Source organism: Streptomyces parvulus (genome assembly GCF_014648855.1).
GTDB lineage: Bacteria > Actinomycetota > Actinomycetes > Streptomycetales > Streptomycetaceae > Streptomyces > Streptomyces parvulus.
Window position 1 is genome coordinate 115,012 of record NZ_BMRX01000010.1, and the last position, 18,793, is coordinate 133,804.

Annotated in this window: 18 protein-coding genes; 2 read left to right on the forward strand and 16 right to left on the reverse strand. The window is 72.3% G+C overall.

The annotated features are described in order from the left end of the window. Positions 1-5: 5 nt before the first annotated feature. Both IE108_RS20765 and pyrR read right to left on the reverse strand, forming a co-directional pair. Complete coding sequence (locus IE108_RS20765; protein ID WP_064726902.1) at positions 6-986, reverse strand: aspartate carbamoyltransferase catalytic subunit; 981 nt, start codon at positions 984-986, stop codon at positions 6-8. A gap of 114 nt (positions 987-1,100) precedes the next feature. Continuing rightward, positions 1,101-1,679, reverse strand: a complete 579-nt coding sequence (gene pyrR / locus IE108_RS20770) for a bifunctional pyr operon transcriptional regulator/uracil phosphoribosyltransferase PyrR (RefSeq protein WP_064726903.1) — start codon at positions 1,677-1,679, stop codon at positions 1,101-1,103. Positions 1,680-1,976: 297 nt separating this feature from the next. Here pyrR and bldD point away from each other — a divergent pair, with 297 nt between their 5' ends. Further along, the gene (bldD, locus tag IE108_RS20775; RefSeq protein ID WP_189397724.1) at positions 1,977-2,480 is read left to right on the forward strand and encodes a transcriptional regulator BldD; all 504 of its coding nucleotides are present in this window, start codon (positions 1,977-1,979) and stop codon (positions 2,478-2,480) included. A gap of 205 nt (positions 2,481-2,685) precedes the next feature. Here the strand turns inward: bldD and nusB are convergent, their stop codons facing one another. From nusB to IE108_RS20840, 13 genes are all read right to left on the reverse strand, one after another. After that, positions 2,686-3,129: a transcription antitermination factor NusB gene (nusB, locus tag IE108_RS20780; RefSeq protein WP_064726904.1), complete on the reverse strand. Its 444-nt coding sequence runs from the start codon at positions 3,127-3,129 to the stop codon at positions 2,686-2,688. Between the two features lie 2 nt (positions 3,130-3,131). Then, positions 3,132-3,698 carry an elongation factor P gene (gene efp / locus IE108_RS20785; protein ID WP_064726905.1) on the reverse strand — a complete coding sequence of 189 codons (567 nt, stop codon included), beginning with the start codon at positions 3,696-3,698 and terminating at the stop codon, positions 3,132-3,134. Between the two features lie 63 nt (positions 3,699-3,761). Beyond that, complete coding sequence (locus IE108_RS20790; RefSeq protein ID WP_064726906.1) at positions 3,762-4,868, reverse strand: aminopeptidase P family protein; 1,107 nt, start codon at positions 4,866-4,868, stop codon at positions 3,762-3,764. A gap of 170 nt (positions 4,869-5,038) precedes the next feature. Next, the gene (locus IE108_RS20795; RefSeq protein WP_064726907.1) at positions 5,039-5,938 is read right to left on the reverse strand and encodes a Pro-rich N-terminal domain-containing protein; all 900 of its coding nucleotides are present in this window, start codon (positions 5,936-5,938) and stop codon (positions 5,039-5,041) included. Positions 5,939-6,101: 163 nt separating this feature from the next. After that, positions 6,102-7,193 carry a 3-dehydroquinate synthase gene (gene aroB, locus IE108_RS20800; RefSeq protein ID WP_064726908.1) on the reverse strand — a complete coding sequence of 364 codons (1,092 nt, stop codon included), beginning with the start codon at positions 7,191-7,193 and terminating at the stop codon, positions 6,102-6,104. Continuing rightward, a complete protein-coding gene (locus IE108_RS20805; protein WP_107420382.1) occupies positions 7,190-7,675 on the reverse strand; it encodes a shikimate kinase in 486 nt (161 codons plus the stop codon). The genes aroB and IE108_RS20805 overlap by 4 nt, the downstream gene beginning before the upstream one ends. A gap of 32 nt (positions 7,676-7,707) precedes the next feature. Beyond that, positions 7,708-8,892, reverse strand: coding sequence for a chorismate synthase (gene aroC / locus IE108_RS20810; protein WP_064726910.1), 1,185 nt, complete (start codon positions 8,890-8,892; stop codon positions 7,708-7,710). Positions 8,893-9,073: 181 nt separating this feature from the next. Continuing rightward, positions 9,074-9,913, reverse strand: a complete 840-nt coding sequence (locus tag IE108_RS20815) for a shikimate dehydrogenase (protein ID WP_064726911.1) — start codon at positions 9,911-9,913, stop codon at positions 9,074-9,076. Beyond that, positions 9,894-11,645: an endolytic transglycosylase MltG gene (gene mltG / locus IE108_RS20820; protein WP_064726912.1), complete on the reverse strand. Its 1,752-nt coding sequence runs from the start codon at positions 11,643-11,645 to the stop codon at positions 9,894-9,896. The genes IE108_RS20815 and mltG overlap by 20 nt, the downstream gene beginning before the upstream one ends. A 128-nt stretch (positions 11,646-11,773) precedes the next feature. Further along, positions 11,774-12,238: a Holliday junction resolvase RuvX gene (gene ruvX / locus IE108_RS20825; RefSeq protein WP_064731672.1), complete on the reverse strand. Its 465-nt coding sequence runs from the start codon at positions 12,236-12,238 to the stop codon at positions 11,774-11,776. A 47-nt stretch (positions 12,239-12,285) separates the two neighbouring features. Beyond that, positions 12,286-14,958 (reverse strand): alanine--tRNA ligase, encoded by a 2,673-nt coding sequence (alaS, locus tag IE108_RS20830; RefSeq protein ID WP_064726913.1) that lies wholly within the window; start codon positions 14,956-14,958, stop codon positions 12,286-12,288. Further along, positions 14,958-15,302, reverse strand: a complete 345-nt coding sequence (locus tag IE108_RS20835) for a hypothetical protein (RefSeq protein ID WP_064726914.1) — start codon at positions 15,300-15,302, stop codon at positions 14,958-14,960. The genes alaS and IE108_RS20835 overlap by 1 nt, the downstream gene beginning before the upstream one ends. A 7-nt stretch (positions 15,303-15,309) precedes the next feature. Further along, positions 15,310-15,759 (reverse strand): DUF948 domain-containing protein, encoded by a 450-nt coding sequence (locus tag IE108_RS20840; RefSeq protein ID WP_079163446.1) that lies wholly within the window; start codon positions 15,757-15,759, stop codon positions 15,310-15,312. 173 nt (positions 15,760-15,932) lie between these two features. On the opposite strand from IE108_RS20840, the gene IE108_RS20845 reads away from it, so the two are divergent. Further along, positions 15,933-18,119 carry an ATP-binding protein gene (locus IE108_RS20845; protein ID WP_064726916.1) on the forward strand — a complete coding sequence of 729 codons (2,187 nt, stop codon included), beginning with the start codon at positions 15,933-15,935 and terminating at the stop codon, positions 18,117-18,119. Between the two features lie 31 nt (positions 18,120-18,150). Here IE108_RS20845 and rpsD read toward each other — a convergent pair whose 3' ends face one another. After that, a complete protein-coding gene (gene rpsD, locus IE108_RS20850; RefSeq protein WP_007447552.1) occupies positions 18,151-18,765 on the reverse strand; it encodes a 30S ribosomal protein S4 in 615 nt (204 codons plus the stop codon). Positions 18,766-18,793 lie beyond the last annotated feature (28 nt).

Genomic DNA, 18,793 nt, shown 5'->3' on the forward strand with positions numbered 1-18,793 from the left:
GCTTCTTACTTCTCCTCGCTGGTGCGGGCGTGGGTCACGGCGGGCTCGTTGCCGCCGAGGAGCAGGTACAGGACGGCCATCCGGATGGAGACGCCGTTGGTGACCTGCTCGACGGCGGTGCAGCGGTCGGAGTCGGCGACCTCGGCGGTGATCTCCATGCCGCGGACCATCGGGCCTGGGTGCATCACGATGGCGTGGTCGGGCATCTTCGCCATGCGCTCGCCGTCGAGGCCGTAGCGGCGGGAGTACTCGCGCTCGGTCGGGAAGAAGGCGGCGTTCATGCGCTCGCGCTGCACGCGCAGCAGCATCACGGCGTCGGACTTGGGGAGCGTCGAGTCGAGGTCGTAGGAGACCTCGCAGGGCCAGGTCTCGACGCCGACCGGCAGCAGGGTCGGCGGGGCGACGAGGGTGACCTCGGCGCCGAGGGTGTGCAGCAGGTCGACGTTGGAGCGGGCGACCCTGCTGTGCAGGATGTCGCCGACCAGGGTGATCCGGCGTCCGTCCAGGTCCTTGCCGAGCCCGGCGTCGCGGCCGACCAGTCGGCGGCGCATCGTGAAGGCGTCGAGGAGGGCCTGGGTGGGGTGCTGGTGGGTGCCGTCGCCGGCGTTGACCACGGCGGCGTCGATCCAGCCGGAGGTGGCCAGCCGGTAGGGGGCGCCGGAGGCGCCGTGCCGGATGACGACCGCGTCGACGCCCATGGCCTCCAGGGTCTGCGCGGTGTCCTTGAGGGACTCGCCCTTGGAGACGCTGGAGCCCTTGGCGGTGAAGTTGATGACGTCCGCGGACAGGCGCTTCTCGGCGGCCTCGAAGGAGATCCGGGTCCGGGTGGAGTCCTCGAAGAAGAGGTTGACGACGGTCCGGCCGCGCAGGGTGGGCAGTTTCTTGATCGGCCGGTCCGCGACCCGGGCCATCTCCTCGGCGGTGTCGAGGATCAGGACGGCGTCGTCGCGGGTGAGGTCGGCGGCCGAGATGAGATGACGCTGCATCTGTCAGGCTCCGTAGGGCGAGTCAAGCGGAAGAGCGGGATAATTCGGGCGGCCCGGCACGCGCGGGGGCGCGCCTGAGGGGCGTACGGCACGGGTGGGCGCGTACGCGCGGCGCTAGGGGTGGGCGCCCGGTGCGGCCGGCTTGGCACCGAGCAGCACGGTGTCGCGACCGTCCTCCTCGGCGAGCTGGACCTTGACCGTCTCCCGCAGCGACGTCGGGAGGTTCTTGCCGACGTAGTCGGCGCGGATGGGCAGTTCGCGGTGCCCCCGGTCGACGAGGACCGCGAGCTGCACCGCGCGCGGGCGGCCGATGTCGCCCAGCGCGTCGAGGGCGGCCCGGATGGTGCGGCCGGAGAAGAGCACGTCGTCGACCAGGACGACGAGGCGGCCGTCGATGCCGTCACCGGGGATCTCGGTGCGGGCCAGGGCGCGCGGCGGGTGCATGCGCAGGTCGTCGCGGTACATGGTGATGTCGAGCGAGCCGACCGGCATCTTGCGTTCGGTGATCTGCTCCAGCTTGTCGGCGAGCCGCCGGGCGAGGAAGACGCCTCTGGTCGGGATGCCGAGGAGCACCACGTCGTCGGCGCCCTTGGCGCGCTCGACGATCTCGTGGGCGATGCGGGTCAGGACCCGGGCGATGTCGGGTCCCTCCAGGACGGGTCGTGCGTCCTGGCGAGTGTCCTGCTTGTCCATGGGAAACGGACCCCCTTCTCCGCCTCACGGGACGGATCTTAAAGGACGTCGGATATGCGCCACCTACCGTAGCAGGCACAGGGGACGGCGCCGACGGCACCCCCGGAGCCCCCTGTCACCCTTCTGCCGCACCCGCGTCACCCGCTCGGAGCAGTGGAAGGCGGATACCACGGAAGCGTCGGTGCGGCCCATTCGGCTTGACGCAGGAGAGTAACGCTGCGTAACCTCACAGTGAGTTACCAGCCGCGCGGCCGACATTCAGAGCCTGCCGCGTCGACACCTTGTCCGGGGAGCCATATGTCCAGCGAATACGCCAAACAGCTCGGGGCCAAGCTCCGGGCCATCCGCACCCAGCAGGGCCTTTCCCTCCACGGTGTCGAGGAGAAGTCCCAGGGCCGCTGGAAGGCCGTCGTGGTCGGTTCGTACGAGCGCGGCGACCGCCCCGTGACCGTGCAGCGCCTCGCCGAGCTGGCGGACTTCTACGGCGTCCCCGTGCAGGAGCTGCTGCCGGGCACCACCCCGGGCGGTGCCGCCGAGCCGCCGCCGAAGCTGGTCCTGGACCTGGAGCGGCTGGCCACCGTGCCGGCCGAGAAGGCGGGCCCGCTGCAGCGGTACGCGGCCACGATCCAGTCGCAGCGCGGCGACTACAACGGCAAGGTGCTCTCGATCCGCCAGGACGACCTGCGCACACTCGCCGTCATCTACGACCAGTCGCCCTCGGTCCTGACCGAGCAGCTCATCAGCTGGGGCGTCCTGGACGCGGACGCGCGTCGCGCGGTGGCGTCCCACGACGAGCTCTGAGCCGCCAGGGCCTCAGCAGAAACGTGCCGCCGGGGTGGCCGGAACCATGTGGTTCCGGCCACCCCGGCGGCTTTGTCACATCCGGAAGGTCAGCACGCCCGGGGGCGCGGGGCGGTGTCGACCCTGCGGCTGCCGCCGCGTGGGCGCGGCCGGCCACGGACCACCCGCGGCCGCCCCTCCCGGCGCACCCCTGCGGCGCCGCGTCCTACGCGCCACCTGCGGAGTCACGACGCAGCGAGGGCTTCAGGTCCTTCAGCCGGCCGAGCAGGCCGTTGACGAACGCGGGCGAGTCGTCCGTGGAGAACTCCTTCGCCAGCTGCACCATCTCGTCCAGGACGACCGCGTCCGGGGTCGCGTCGACCCAGACCAGCTCGTACGCGCCCAGACGCAGGATGTTGCGGTCGACGACCGGCATCCGGTCGAGCGTCCAGTCGACCGCGTACTGCGCGATCAGCTCGTCGATGCGCGTGGCGTGGGCGGCGTAGCCCTCCACCAGCTCCATCGTGTACTCGCTCACCGGCGGCTGCCGGGTGTCGGACCGGGAGTGCCGGACCCAGTCGGCGAGCACCGTCAGGACGTCGGCACCGCGCTGATCGCCCTCGAAGAGGATCTGGAACGCGCGCTTGCGGGCCGTGTTGCGGGCAGCCACGGTTAGCTGTTCACCCGGCCGAGGTAGTCGCTGGAACGGGTGTCGACCTTGATCTTCTCACCGGTGGTGATGAAGAGCGGGACGTTGATCTGGTGACCGGTCTCCAGGATGGCCGGCTTGGTGCCGCCGGTGGAGCGGTCGCCCTGGACGCCCGGCTCGGTCTCCTGGATGGTCAGCTCGACGGCGGCGGGCAGCTCGACGAAGAGCACCTCGCCCTCGTGCTGCGCGACGGTGGCGGTGAAGCCCTCCACCAGGAAGTTGGCGGCGTCGCCGACGGCCTTGCGGTCGACGTGCAGCTGGTCGTAGGTCTCCATGTCCATGAAGACGAAGTACTCGCCGTCCATGTACGAGAACTGCATGTCACGCTTGTCGACAGTGGCCGTCTCGACCTTGACGCCGGCGTTGAAGGTCTTGTCGACCACCTTGCCGGAAAGCACGTTCTTGAGCTTGGTGCGCACGAAGGCCGGGCCCTTGCCGGGCTTGACGTGCTGGAACTCGACGACGGACCAGAGCTGGCCGCCTTCGAGCTTGAGCACCATGCCGTTCTTGAGGTCGTTCGTGGAAGCCACGGTTGCGGAATCTCCTGGACTGGACTGACGTGGACGACCCGGGAGCGTACGCACAGCGCGAGGCTAGAGCGCGAGCAGCTCCTTGGTCGTGATGGTGAGTAGCTCGGGTCCGCCGTCCGCCTCGGGGCGCACGACGAGCGTGTCATCGATCCGGACCCCGCCCCGGCCCGGGAGGTGGACCCCCGGTTCGACGGTGACCGGCACACAAGCGTCCAGTTTACCCATGGCCGTCGGGGCCAACTGCGGGTCCTCGTCGATTTCGAGTCCGACACCGTGGCCGGTGAGTGCCGGAAGGTGCTCGGCGTACCCCGCGCAGTCCAGTGCCTGACGGGCCGCGCGGTCCACATCGCGGCAGGCGGCGCCGGGTGCGAGGGCCTCCCTGCCGGACCGCTGGGCGGAGAAGACGAGGTCGTACAGGTCGATCTGCCAGTCGGCCGGCGAGGTTCCGATGACGAACGTGCGCCCGATCTCGCAGCGGTAGCCGCGGTAGGTCGCGCCGAGGCAGACCGAGAGGAAGTCGCCCTCCTCCACGCGCCGGTCGGTGGGCCGGTGCCCGCGGCGCCCGGAGTTCGGGCCGGTGCCCACGGAGGTGGGGAAGGCGGGCCCGTCGGCGCCGTGGTCGACCAGGCGGCGCTCCAGCTCCAGGGCGAGGTGCCGTTCGGTGCGGCCCACCAGGATGGACTCCAGGAGCTCGCCGAGGGCCTGGTCGGCGATCTCCGCGCCGATCCGCAGGCAGGAGATCTCCTCCTCGTCCTTGACCACCCGCAGCTGCTCGACGGCCTGCCCCAGGTCGGTCAGGCGCAGGCCCGGGGCGACGGAGCGCATGGCGCGATGGCGGACGACGGTGAGGTGGTGGTCCTCGGTGGCCAGGGACTCGGCGCCCTGGGTCGCGGCGAAGCCGGCCGCGGCGGCGGCGGGGTCGCCGCCCGGGCCGGGCAGCGCACGCACCGGCAGCGACTCGTCGGGCCTGCCCTGGGCCGGCCGGTCGTCCGGCGGTCCGGAGCAGACCAGCAGGTCCTCGGTCTTGCCGAGGAGCAGCACGGCGCCCTGCGGGGCGGCGCCCGCGAGATAGCGCACGTTGGCGGGCCGGGAGACGAGCGCCGCCGCGCTGCCGCCCGCGTTGCAGCGTTCCCGTAGGCGCGTCCGGCGGGCCTCGTACACCTCTGACATGAGCCGAGCGTATGGGCTCCGCTGCGGGGGCGCCGCCTGGGAGAGGCCGAGTGGGGAGGTGCGGGGGCGCGCCCTTGGTGCGCTTACCGGGGCGGGCGTGCCGTCGTGGGGCGGCCGCGGGCCGGTGGGGCTTCTCGCGCGGTTCCCCGCGCCTCTTCGGGACGCGGCGGCTACCAGGTGGGCGGGCTCGCTATCGAGCGGGACAGGACCTCGTTCAGGAGCTGGGCGGTCTCCGGGACGTCCAGCTGGGAGTTGTCGATGATGGGGAGGCCCGAGCCGTACCAGCCGGCCATGCGGCCGTGGATGCGGGCGACCTCCTCGTCGGTGAGGCGCCTGTTGCCGCTGCGTTCGGCGTTGCGCTCCAGGACGACGTCCAGGCCGGGCAGCAGGACGACCGGGAGGAGGCCCGGTCCGACGTGCCGCTTCCAGCCGCCGAGGCCGACGACGGGCCGGTCCGGGAAGACCGCGTCGTCGAGGATGCAGGAGATGCCGTTGGCGAGGAAGTTGCGCGCGGAGAATCCGCAGGTGCGCCGGGCCAGGCGGTACTGCGCCTCGGAGTGCTCGTTCCACCCGGTCTGGGGGTCGGCGAAGCCGGAGCGGACCCACTCGCGCACGTCGTCGAGGCTGATGTGGGCGGTGGGGACCCGGCGGTGGTCGGCCCAGTACTTGGCGACGCTGGTCTTGCCGGCGCCGGCCGGGCCGATGAGCAGCACCGCCAGCGTGGTCGTGGTGGCGTCGGGCGCGGCGGCCATGGCGGGCGGCACGCTGGGCACCGCCACGGGAGCGCCGGGCGGCAGCCGTACGTGACCGGTGGTGTCCGGCACGTGCGGGGCGGGGGGCGGCTGGTGCGCGCCCGGTGCCGGGCCGGGCGCCGGCTGGGGTGGCGCGGCCCGGGGCGGGGCCGGCGGGACTGGAGCCCGCGTCGGGTAGTCGGGCGCCGGGTGAGGCGGCAGGGGGGCGGCGGGACCCTGCTGCGGGCCCGGGTGGTGTGCGGCCGGGGACCAGCCGGCGGCCGGTCCGTGCCCCGGCTGGTGGGGCGGCGGCAGCGGAGAACCCACGGGGTGCTGCATCCGGTGCCACTCCGTCTCGTACAGGTGATGAGCGCTGACGGCGGGACGGGGGCCCCGCGTGCTACCGAACGGTACCGCCCCCGGCCGTCCTTTGGTGAACGACCGGGGGCGGCACCAAGTGCCCGTCGCGCGAGGCGAATCGGGCGGAAGGTGCACGGCGGTACTACTCGCCCACCTCGCCGTAGGCGGCGAGGAGGACGGCGGGGTCCGGACCCTCCAGCACGGTGGGCTTGGCCAGGCCGTCCAGGACGATGAAGCGCAGCAGGTCGCCGCGGGACTTCTTGTCGACCTTCATGTTCTCGACGAGCTTGGGCCACTGGTCGTGGCGGTAGTGCAGGGGCAGGCCGACCGCTTCCAGGATGGTGCGGTGCCGGTCGGCGGTGGCGTCGTCCAGGCGGCCCGCGAGGCGGCCCAGTTCGGCGGCGAAGTGCATGCCGACGGAGACGGCGGCGCCGTGCCGCCACTTGTAGCGCTCGTTCTTCTCGATGGCGTGGCCGAGGGTGTGGCCGTAGTTGAGGATCTCGCGGAGCCCGGCCTCCTTCAGGTCGGAGGAGACGACCTCCGCCTTGACCTTGATGGACCGCACGATCAGCTCCGCGGTGTGCGGTCCGGCCGGGGTGCGCGCGGCCTGCGGGTCGGACTCGATCAGGTCCAGGATGACCGGGTCGGAGATGAAACCGGCCTTGATGACCTCGGCAAGACCGGAGACGTAGTCGTTGACCGGCAGCGAGTCCAGGGCGGCCAGGTCGCACAGGACGCCGGCCGGCGGGTGGAAGGAGCCGACGAGGTTCTTGCCCTCGGCGGTGTTGATGCCGGTCTTGCCTCCGACGGCCGCGTCCACCATGGCCAGCACGGTGGTGGGGACGGCGATCCAGCGCACCCCGCGCAGCCAGGTCGCGGCCACGAACCCGGCGAGGTCGGTGCTGGCGCCCCCGCCGACGCCGATGATGACGTCGGTGCGGGTGAAGCCGGACTGGCCGAGCGCCTTCCAGCAGTAGGCTGCGACCTCGGCGGTCTTGGCCTCCTCGGCGTTGGGCACCTGGATGGCGATCGCCTCGTAGCCCTGGTCGGCGAGGTCGGCGCGCAGGGCGTCACCGGTCTCGGTGAGCGCCTCGGGGTGGATCACCGCGACCCGCTTGGCGCGGTCGCCGATCAGGCCGCCCAGCTCGCCGAGGAGCTGACGTCCCACCAGCACCTCGTAGGGGTCCGACCCGGCGGTGCCCTCGATCCGGATCCGGGTGACTGCCTCGGTCATGCTTCCTTCAACTCCAGTGCGTCCAGAGCGGCTTGGGTGACTTCTTCGGGCGTGCGGCCGTCGGTGGCCACGACGACCGTGGCCGCCTCCTCGTACAGGTGCCGGCGGGCCTCCATCAGTTCGCGCCACTGCTTGCGCGGGTTGACCGCCAGCAGCGGGCGCGCCGCGTTCAGACCGGTGCGCCTGACGGCCTCCTCGACGTCCATCGAGAGGTAGACGACCCGCTGCCCGGCGGCGAGCAGCGCGCGCGTGCCGGCGTCCAGGACCGCGCCGCCGCCGAGTGCGAGGACTCCCTCGTGCCCGGAGAGCGCCGCGCGCACGGCGTTCTTCTCCAGCTCCCGGAAGGCGGACTCGCCCTCGTCCACGAAGATCTCGGCGATGGTCCGCCCCTCGGCCGCGACGATGTCCTCGTCCGTGTCCCGGTAGCCCACGCCGAGCCGCTCGGCCAGCAGCCGTCCGACGCTGGACTTGCCCACGCCCATCGGGCCCACGAGGACGACCAGCGGGGCCCCGCTCACCGGATGGCCAGGGCGTCGAGGTACGAGGTCACGTTGCGGCGGGTCTCGGCGACCGAGTCGCCGCCGAACTTCTCCGCGACGGCGTCGGCGAGCACGAGGGCCACCATGGCCTCGGCGACGATACCGGCGGCCGGCACGGCGGAGACGTCGGAGCGCTGGTGGTGGGCCTGCGTGGCCTCGCCGGTGGTCACGTCCACGGTCTGCAGGGCGCGCGGCACGGTCGCGATGGGCTTCATGGCGGCGCGCACCCGCAGCAGCTCGCCGGTGGTGAGCCCGCCCTCGGTGCCGCCGGAGCGGCCGGAGACGCGGCGGATGCCCTCGGGCGTGTTCACGATCTCGTCGTGGGCCTGGGAGCCGGGCACCCGGGCCAGCTCGAAGCCGTCCCCGATCTCGACGCCCTTGATCGCCTGGATGCCCATGAGCGCGCCCGCGAGGCGGGCGTCGAGCTTGCGGTCCCAGTGGACGTGTGAGCCGAGGCCGACCGGGACGCCGTAGGCGAGGATCTCGACGACGCCGCCGAGGGTGTCGCCGTCCTTGTGGGCCTGGTCGATCTCGGCGACCATCGCCTTCGAGGCGTCCGCGTCGAGGCAGCGCACCGGGTCGGCGTCCAGCTTCTCGACGTCGGCCGGCGTCGGGTGGACTCCGTGCGGCGCCTTCGCCCCGGCCAGTTCCACGACGTGGCTGACGATCTCGATGCCGGTCGTCTCCTTGAGGTAGGAGCGTGCGACCGCGCCCAGGGCCACCCGGGCGGCCGTCTCCCGCGCGGAGGCGCGCTCCAGGATCGGGCGGGCCTCGTCGAAGCCGTACTTCTGCATGCCGGCGAGGTCGGCGTGGCCGGGGCGGGGGCGGGTCAGCGGGGCGTTGCGCGCCAGGCCGGCCAGCACCTCCGGGTCCACCGGGTCGGCGGCCATGACCTGCTCCCACTTGGGCCACTCGGTGTTGCCCACCATCACGGCGACCGGGGATCCCATGGTCAGGCCGTGCCGGACGCCACCGAGGAAGGTGACCTCGTCGCGTTCGAACTTCATCCGGGCACCGCGACCGTAGCCGAGCCGCCGCCGCGCCAGGTGGTCCGCCACCATGTCGGTGGTGATCGGCACGCCGGCGGGCAGTCCCTCCAGCGTCGCGACGAGTGCGGGACCGTGGGACTCCCCCGCGGTCAGCCAGCGCAACCTGCTCAACGGTGCTCCTCAGTGCTCGCGCCCCGGTATGCCTGCGTACGCGCCTTCCGCGTACGGCGACGGCCCGACCGGGTGCGCGGCCCCGGTCCGCCACCTTCGATCCTCCCACGTCCGGCGCCCGGTCCGGCCCGCCGGTCCAGGGAGCGGACGCCGGGCGGGACCGCGCCGGCCGGAGCGACTCCTACCGGTTCGCGAGCGCGCGCTCCCCCGCCTGCCGCATGGCGGCCAGGGGTGCGGGGGCGCGGCCCGTCATGAGTTCCACCTGGAGGACCGCCTGGTGGACGAGCAGGTCGAGGCCGCCGACGACCGCGCCGCCGCCCGCCGACCAGCGGGCGGCCAGGGCGGTGGGCCAGGGGTCGTAGAGCACGTCGAAGAGGGTGGCCGGCATCTCGGGGACGGCCGCGGCGAGGGCGTCGGTGGTGCCGGCCGGGGTGGTGGCCACGACCAGCGGGGCGCGCAGCGCCTCCTCGGCATCCGCCCAGTCCGCGATGCGCACGGCGACGCCGAGCCGCTCCGCCCAGCCCCGCATCTCGTCGGCGCGGGCCGCGCTGCGGACGTAGACGGCGATCTCGCCGGTGCAGATCCGGGCCAGGGCGGCGAGCGCGGAGGACGCGGTGGCGCCGGCGCCGAGCACCGCTGCGGTCTCGGTCTTCTCGATGCCGTGCTCGCGCAGGGCGGCGATCATGCCGGGGATGTCGGTGTTGTCGCCGGTCCGGCGGCCGTCCTCGGTGAACACCACGGTGTTGACCGCGTCCACCGCGGCCGCGGTCTCGCCGATGCCGTCGAGCAGCGGGATCACCGCCCGCTTGAGCGGCATCGTCAGCGACAGCCCCGCCCACTCGGCGCCCAGCCGGTCGAGGAAGCCGGGCAGCGCCGCCTCGCCGACGTCGAAGCCGTCGTACGTCCAGTCCGCCAGCCCCAGCTCGGCGTAGGCGGCGCGGTGCAGTACCGGGGAGAGCGAGTGGGCGATCGGGGAGCCGAGAACGGCGGCCCGGCGACGGTCAGTTGCCGGAGCTGGCATCGAACTTTTCCTTCAGCTTCAAGAACTCGTCGTGCGTCTTGGCGAACTCGGTCTTGCTCAGACCGTCCGTGGCCACGAAGTAGATCCAGCCGTCCTTCGTGGGGTTCAGGGCGGCCTGCAGCGCCTCTTCGCCGGGGTTGCCGATGGGACCGGGCGGCAGCCCCCTGTTGGTGTAGGTGTTGTACGGGTCCGTGTTGCTGTTGATCTCGGACTCGCTGATGTTGATGTTGCTCTGGCCCTTGAGGTAGTTGAACGACGAGTCGAACTGCAGCTTCTGGTTCGTCTCGGTGTTGGTGGGCTTGAGCCGGTTGTAGATGACCTCGGACATCTTGCGGAAGTCGTCGTGGGTCTTGCCCTCGGCCTGGACCAGGCTGGCGACCGTGAGCAGTTCCCACGGATTCTTGAGCCCGAGGCCCTGCGCCTTCTCCTCCAGGCCGATCCGCTCGTACTGCTCGTTGGCCCGGGACACCATCTGCTTGAGCACGTCCTCGGGCTTCTGACCCTTGCCCGCCGAGTAGCTGGACGGGAAGAGGAAGCCCTCCAGGGGGTCCTTCACGTTGTCGTGGCCGAGCGCCCAGTCGGGCAGGCCGAGGCTGTCCGACTCGGTCTTGGCGACCTCGGCGGTGGTGCCCTGCTTCACTCCGAGGCGCTTGTCGATGAGCTTGTAGACGTCGACGTTGCGCTTGCCCTCGGCGATGATCAGGTTGCTGCGGCTGCCCGGGCTGAGCAGGAGTTCGACCGCGCTCTCGGCCGACATCTCCTTCTGCAGCGTGTACACGCCGTCCTGGATGCTCTTGCCGCGGGGGTTGCTCTGCTGGGCGGAGATGAAGGCGTCGACGCTCTTCACCACGCCCTGCCGCTTCAGCTCCTGGCCGATCGTGGAGCCGCCGGCGCCCTTGGGGATGGTGACGGTGACCTCTTCGCCGTTGCCGTCGCCCGCGTAGTTCGGGGCCGCGCCGAAACGGTCCTGGTAGAACTGGTAGCCGAAATAGCCGACGCCCGCGACGCCGCCGCCCAGCACCAGGCAGACCACCAGGCAGGCACATCCGCTGCGACGTTTCTTCGGCTTGCCGCCGCGGGGCCGGCGCTCGTCGCGGCCGCCGTCCGGGGGACCGTCCTCGTCGGTGCCGTCCCGGCCGGCGAAGAACGCGTGTTCGCCCTCGTCGGGGCCGGGGTCCCAGTCGGTGCGCCGCGGCTCGGGCTCGCGCCGACGGCCGGGGGGTTCCGGTGGCGGGTAGGCGTCCGGGGTGCCGTAGTAGTCCGGCTGTTCGGCGGGGTAGCCCTGGGGCTGCCGGCCGTAGGGGTCGGACGGGTCGGCCGGGTACTGCGCGTGGGGATGCGCGCCGGTGTCCCAGTCGCCGTTGCCGTACCCCTGCTGCGGGTGCGGCTGGGGCGCGTACTCCTGGTCGTACCGCTGCTGGCCGTACTGGTTCTGGTCGTACTGGTTCTGGTCGTACTGCGGCTGACCGTACTGGTCGTACTGCGGCTCGGGGTGCTGGTGCCCGTACTGGTCGTACTGCGGCTGCGGGCCGTACGCCGACTGGCCGGCGCCGTCGCTCCAGTCGCCGTACTGCTGCTGGGCGTGCTGCTGCTCCGGATACTGCTGCGGCTGGCCGCCGTAGGGGGACTGCCGGTCCGCGTGGGCCTGCTGTCCTCCCCATCCGCCGTCCCCGTACAACGGGTCCTCCGGATGCCACGGTTCGGAGCCTGGGCCCCGGCCATAGTCAGTCATCGATCCCCTAGAGCCGCGAGGGGACGGTGGGCGGGGCCCGTCGTGGAGGGCCTGCTTCCGTTCCGCCTCTTGCTGTGCGGTGGCTGTTCGAATGCCTCCGCATCGCGCGGAACGTTACCGTATCGCGATCAGATGACCACTTCGACGCCCTCGCCGGGCGGCCTGCCTGACACCCGTTCGGATTCCAGTGCCTGCTGAAGGATGATCACAGCGGCGACCTGGTCGATGACGGACCGGCCCTTCTTGGACTTCACGCCCGAGGCGCGCAGTCCTTGGCTCGCCGTCACCGTGGTCATGCGCTCGTCGACGAGGCGGACCGGCACGGGCGCGATGCCCCGGGCCAGCTCCTGTGCGAAGCCTCTCACCTTGGCCGCGGCCGGGCCCTCGCCCCCCTTGAGGGAGCGCGGCAGCCCGACGACGACCTCGATCGGCTCGTACTCCCCCACCAGCAGCCGGAGTCTTCGGTGCGCGGCGGGGACGTCGCGCCCGGGGACGGTCTCCACCGGGGTCGCGAGGATCCCGTCGGGGTCGCAGGAGGCGACCCCGATGCGGGCGTCCCCGACGTCGACGGCCAGACGGCGGCCGCGGCGCATGGCCGGGCCGCCCGCCTCGTCCCCCGCCGGGGGGATGCCGGGACCGTTCACTTGGCGGTGTCCGCCACGAGTCGCTCGACGGCGTCCACCGCGTCGCCGATGGCGGCCGGGTTCTGGCCGCCGCCCTGGGCGACGTCCGGCTTGCCGCCACCGCCGCCGCCGAGGGTCTTGGCCGCGGTGCGCACCAGGTCGCCGGCCTTGAGGCCGCGCTCGCGGGCGGCGTCGTTGGTGGCGATGACGGTGAGGGGCTTGCCGTTGACGGTGGTGAACAGGGCCACGACCGCCGCCCGGCCGCCCTGGATGCGGCCGCGCACGTCGAGGACCAGCTTGCGCAGGTCGTCGGCGGTGGTGCCGTCCGGGACCTGCCCGGTGACCAGGGCCACGCCGCGCACGTCCTTGGCGGACTCGGCGAGTCCGGCGGCGGCCTGGAGGACCTTCTCCGCGCGGAACTTCTCGATCTCCTTCTCGGCGTCCTTGAGCTTGCCGAGCATCGCGGAGACCTTCTCCGGCAGCTCCTCCGGACGGCCCTTGATCAGCTCCTGGAGCTGGGCGACGACCGTGTGCTCACGGGCGAGGAAGTTGTACGCGTCCACGCCGACCAGGGCCTCGATGCGGCGCACGCCCGAGCCGATGGAGGACTCGCCGAGCAGCTTGACCAGGCCGAGCTGGGCGGTGTTGTGCACGTGGGTGCCGCCGCACAGCTCCTTGGAGAAGTCGCCGATGGTGACGACGCGCACCCGCTCGCCGTACTTCTCGCCGAACTCGGCGATGGCGCCCTGCTTCTTGGCCTCGTCGATGCCCATGACCTCGGCCTGGACGTCGAGGTCGCGGGCGAGCACCTCGTTGATCTTCTGCTCGACGTCCGTCATCACGGCCGTCGGGACGGCGGAGGGCGAGCCGAAGTCGAAGCGGAAGCGGCCGGGCTGGTTCTCGGAACCGGCCTGGGCGGCCGTGGGGCCGAGGGCGTCGCGCAGGGCCTGGTGGGTCAGGTGGGTGGCCGAGTGGGCGCGGGCGATGGCGTGGCGGCGCCGGTCGTCGATGGAGGCGTGGGCCTTGGCACCGACGGTGACCTCGCCGACCTGGACAACGCCCTTGTGGACGTACACGCCCGGGACCGGCTTCTGGCAGTCCCGGATCTCGATCACGGCGCCGGTGTCGACGCGGATCCGTCCGGTGTCGCCGATCTGGCCGCCGCCCTCGGCGTAGAACGGGGTGCGGTCCAGGACGATCTCGACCTCGTCGCCCTCGGTGGCGGCCGGGGAGGAGGCGCCGTCGACGAGGATGCCGACGATCGTGGACTCGCTCTCGGTGTGGCTGTAGCCGACGAAGTCGGTGGCCCCGGCCTGGTCGGCGATGGCCCGGTAGGCGCCGGCGCCGGCGTGCCCGGTCTTCTTCGCCTGGGCGTCGGCCTTGGCGCGCTCCCGCTGCTCCTTCATCAGGCGGCGGAACCCGTCCTCGTCCACGGAGAGGCCCTGTTCGGCGGCCATCTCCAGGGTGAGGTCGATCGGGAAGCCCCAGGTGTCGTGGAGCAGGAAGGCCTTGTCGCCGGCGAGCACCGTGCCGCCGCCGGCCTTGGTGTCGCTGACGGCGGTGTCGAGGATGTTGGTGCCGGCCTTCAGCGTCTTGAGGAAGGCGTTCTCCTCGGCGAGCGCGACCTTCTCGATCCGCTCCCGGTCGGTGATCAGCTCGGGGTACTGCTGCCCCATCATGCCGATCACGACGTCGATCAGGTCCTTGACCACCGGGCCGGTCGCGCCGAGCAGCCGCATGTTGCGGATGGCGCGGCGCATGATGCGGCGCAGCACGTAGCCGCGGCCCTCGTTGCCGGGGGTGACGCCGTCGCCGATGAGCATCACGGAGGTGCGCATGTGGTCGGTGACCACGCGCAGGGAGACGTCCGAGGCGTGGGCGTCGCCGTAGGCCACGCCGGTCAGTTCGGTGGCCTTGTCGATGACCGCCATGGAGGTGTCGATCTCGTACATGTTCTGCACGCCCTGCAGAATCATGGCGAGCCGCTCCAGGCCGAGGCCCGTGTCGATGTTCTTGCTCGGCAGCTCGCCGAGGATCTCGAACTCCTCCTTGCCGATGCCCTCGCCCCGCTCGTACTGCATGAAGACGAGGTTCCAGATCTCCACGTACCGCTCGTCGTTGACGGCGGGACCGCCCTCGGCGCCGAACTCGGGGCCACGGTCGTAGTTGATCTCGGAGCAGGGGCCGCAGGGGCCGGGGACGCCCATGGACCAGTAGTTGTCCTTCTTGCCGAGGCGCTGGATGCGCTCGGTGGGCACGCCCACGACGTCGTGCCAGATGCGCTCGGCCTCGTCGTCGTCCTGGTACACGGTGATCCACAGGCGCTCGGGGTCGAGGCCGTAACCGCCCTTGTCCTGGGCGCTGGTGAGCAGCTCCCAGGCGTACTTGATGGCGCCTTCCTTGAAGTAGTCGCCGAACGAGAAGTTGCCGCACATCTGGAAGAACGTGCCGTGGCGGGTGGTCTTGCCGACCTCTTCGATGTCCGGCGTGCGCACGCACTTCTGCACGCTCGTGGCGCGGTCGAAGGGCGGCTTGACCTCACCCAGGAAGTAGGGCTTGAACGGCACCATGCCGGCCGGGACCAGCAGCAGAGTCGGGTCGTCCGCGATGAGCGACGCCGAAGGGACGACGGTGTGACCGCGCTCCTCGAAGAAGCTCAACCAGCGGCGACGAATCTCGGCCGACTCCATCAGTGGTCCTCATTCCGGTTGTACGAGTACGTCGTCCTGTCGACGTACGTCGGGTTGCTCTCGATGGCGTTGTGGCGCCGGGGTGCGGGGAGTTCGCGGTCGACGGGGGCGTTCAGCCCGAGCGCGTCGTCCAGTTCGGCCTCCCGCTGGGCCATGTTGTCGCGGACGTCGTGGGCGAAGCCGACCGCGCGGTCCCGGAGCCGGGTGCCCGCGTCGAGCGCCTTGTTGGCGGCGGCCGCGGCGAGGCTGTCGGGGGTCAGCTGCTTGAGCTTCCGGTTGACCTTGGTGGTGGCCCAGACACCGGCGGCCATGCCGGTGCCGAACCAGAAGGTACGGCGGAACATCGCTGGATCAGTCCTTCTTCCGCTTCGTTCGCCGCGCGGACGGGACCGTGCGGCCCACGATCACGGTGCGCCGCTCCCCGGCCGGCCCGGCGGGCAGGTCGTCCTTGCGACCGCCGAGTGCCCGGCGCACGCCGTACCCGAACGCGGCGACCTTGACCAGCGGGCCGCCGAAGGTGGAGGCCACGGTGGTGGACAGCGCGGACGCGTTCGAGGTGACCTCCTGGACGTCGGAGGCGATCGCGTCGACCCGGTCGATCTGGGTCTGCGCCGAGCGCACCGCCGACGAGGCGTCGGACAGCAGCGGGACGGCCTGGTCGGTCACGTCCGCCACCAGCTTGGTGGTCGCCCTGAGCGTCTGGGCCAGCCTCGCCAGAGCGACGGCGAGGAAGGAGACCAGGATCGCCCAGAAGACCGCCACCAGGATCCCGGCCACCTCGCCACCGGACACTGTGTGCACCCGCTCCCTGAAAGACGTGCCTGAACATCGGGAAAGTCGTGCACCGAGCCTATCGCGCCGCACGCGGGGCTCCGTACCGGATTCCGTGCGCGCGCCGCGCGATCCGGTCGAGCCGGTCGAGTTGGACGAAGCGATTGTACGGAGTGAATACGTTTCAGTACGCTCCGTGTCTTATGCGAGACCATCGGCGCGACGGCGTCCCGCACGGCAATCTCCCGCTGGAACTCGACAGTTTCGTGGGGAGGGGGACCGAACTGGCCGAGCTGGACCGGGCGCTGGACGCCGGCCGGCTGGTGACCGTCACCGGCACGGGCGGCGTGGGCAAGTCACGGCTCGCCGCGCGGGCCGGCGCGCTGCGTGCGCCCCGGGACGGGGTGTGGCGGGTGGAGCTGGCCCCGGTGCGGGACGCGGAGTTCGTCGACTACGCGGTGGTGGAGGCCCTGGGCCTGACCGACCACACCACCCGGCTGCCGCGCGAGACCCTGTTCCAGCACCTCGCCGAGCGGGAGCTGCTGCTCCTCCTGGACGGCGTGGAGCACCTGGTCGACGCCTGTGCAGCACTGGTGACCGACCTGCTGGGCCGCGCCCCTGGCCTGACGGTGCTCGCGGTGGGGCGCCGGCCGCTGGGCGTGGCCGGGGAACTCCTGGTACCGCTGGCACCGCTCGGCCCCGAGGAGGCGGTGGAGCTGCTGACGGTCCGGGCGGGGCAGCGGAAGACGCCGCGCCGGGCCGAGGACGGCGCCCCGGCGGACCCGGTCGAGGTGCGCGAGCTGTGCCGGCGCCTGGACGGGATCCCGCTGGCGATCGAGCTGGCGGCCGGACGGCTCGGCGCGCTGTCGCCGGGGCAGGTGCTGCAACGGCTGGACGACCGCTTCCGGCTGCTGACCGGCGGGGACCGCAGCGCGCTGCCCCGGCACCGGACGCTGCGCACGGCGATCGGCTGGAGCCACGAGCTGTGCACGCCCCAGGAACGCCTGCTGTGGGCGCGGCTGTCGGTGTTCGCCGGGCCGTTCGACCTGGAGGCCGCGGAGTACGTGTGCAGCGGCGACGGGCTGCCCGCCGGGGACGTCCTGGACGTGCTCTCGGCGCTGCTCGCGCAGTCGGTGCTGGCCCGCGAGGAGACCCCGGCGGGCGTGCGCTACCGGATGCTGGACACGGTCCGGGCGTACGGCACCGGGTGGCTGGAGGCGACGGGCGACGCGGCGCGGCTGCGGCGGCGGCACCGGGACTGGTACGTGGGCCTGGCGACCTGGTGCGAGCTGGAGTGGTTCTCGCCGCGCCAGGGCGAGGTCGCGGCACGCGTGGACGCGGAGCTGCCGAATCTGCGCAGCGCCCTGGAGCACTGCCTGACCGAGCCGGACGCGGCGCACCTGGGCCAGTACCTGGCCGGTGCCCTGTGGTTCCACTGGGTGGGCTGCGGGCGCCTCTCGGAGGGGCGGCGCTGGCTGGAGCAGGCGGTGCGCCTGGACGCGGAGCCGACGGCGGGCGAGCAGTCCCGGCTCAAGGCGCTGTGGGTGCTGGCCTACGTGGCGATCCTGCAGGGCGACACGGTGCCCGCGCTGGCCGCGCTCCAGGAGTGCCGCGAGGAGGCCGAGCGGTCGGCGAACCCCACGGCGGTGGCGTACGCGGAGCACCGCACCGGCTGTCTGGCGCTGGTGACGGACGACATGCCGCGCGCGGAACGGCTGCTGCGGTCGGCGCTGGAGCGCTACCGGGAGATCGGCGAACTCAACAGCAACGTCCTGATGGGCCAGGTGGAGCTGGCGATGACCCGGGCGTTCCAGGGCGACCTGGCCGACGCGGTGCGGCTGTGCGAGGACGTGCGCCGGGTGTGCGAGGACCACGGCGAGCGCTGGGCCAGGGGCTACGCGCTGTACGTGCTCGCGTACGCGGCCTGGAGCGAGGGGGACCCGGTGCGGGCCCGCGCGCTGCTGGCCGACTGCCTGAGCGGCGCCCACGGTTTCCGGGACCAGCTGGGCTCGGTGCTGGCGGTGGAGCTGCTGGCCCTGGTGACCGTCGCGGAGGGGAATCCGGCGGAGGCCGCGGTGCTCCAGGGCGCCGCGGGCCGGATGTGGCCGTCGGTGGGGCTGCCGCTGTTCGGCTCGGCGCACTACAACGCGCCGCACGAGCTGTGCGAGCGGGCCGCCCGGGAGCAGCTGGGCGACGAGCGGTACGAGGAGTGCGTACGGCACGGGGCGCGGCTCGGCCGGCCGGAGGCGGTGTCGCGGGCGCTGCGGCGGCCCGGGGTGCCCGTCTCGCTGCCGGCACCGCGCGGGGCGGCTCCGCGGGCCGTGCCGGGTGCGCCCACGGCGAAGCCCGCCGCCCCGCCCACCCGCAGGGGTGGGGAGACGGCGGGCTGAGTACCGCTGGTGGTACCGCGCCGGGCTGGGATCAGCGGGCGTAGTACTCGACGACGAGCTGCTCGTCGCAGATCACCGGGATCTCCTTGCGGTTCGGCTCACGGTCCAGGCGGAACGCCAGGGCCTTGAGGTTCACCTGGAGGTAGCGCGGGGTCTCGCCGTCGGGGGCGAAGCCACCCTCGCGGGCGATGGTGAAGAGCGTCTTCTCCTTGGAGCGGTCGCGCACCTGCACGACGTCGTCCGGACGGACGCGGAAGGACGGCTTGTCGACCTTCTGGCCGTTGACCTGGATGTGGCCGTGGACGACCATCTGGCGGGCCTGGTAGATCGTGCGGGCGATGCCCGAACGCAGGACCAGCGCGTCGAGACGGCGCTCGAGCTCGATGACCAGGGCCTCGCCGGTCTTCATGTTGGTCTTGGAGGCGCGCTCGTAGGCGCGGACGAGCTGGCGCTCGCTGAGGTCGTACTGCGCGCGCAGACGCTGCTTCTCGAGCAGACGGACCTTGTAGTCCGAGTTCTGCTTGCGGCCGCGGCCGTGCTCGCCCGGCGGGTAGGGGCGGGCCTCGAAGTACTTGACGGCCTTCGGGGTCAGCGCGATGCCGAGGGCACGCGACTTCTTGACCTTGGGGCGGGACTGGTTCGCCACTGTCTGTGTCTCTTTCCTGGTTCCGGCT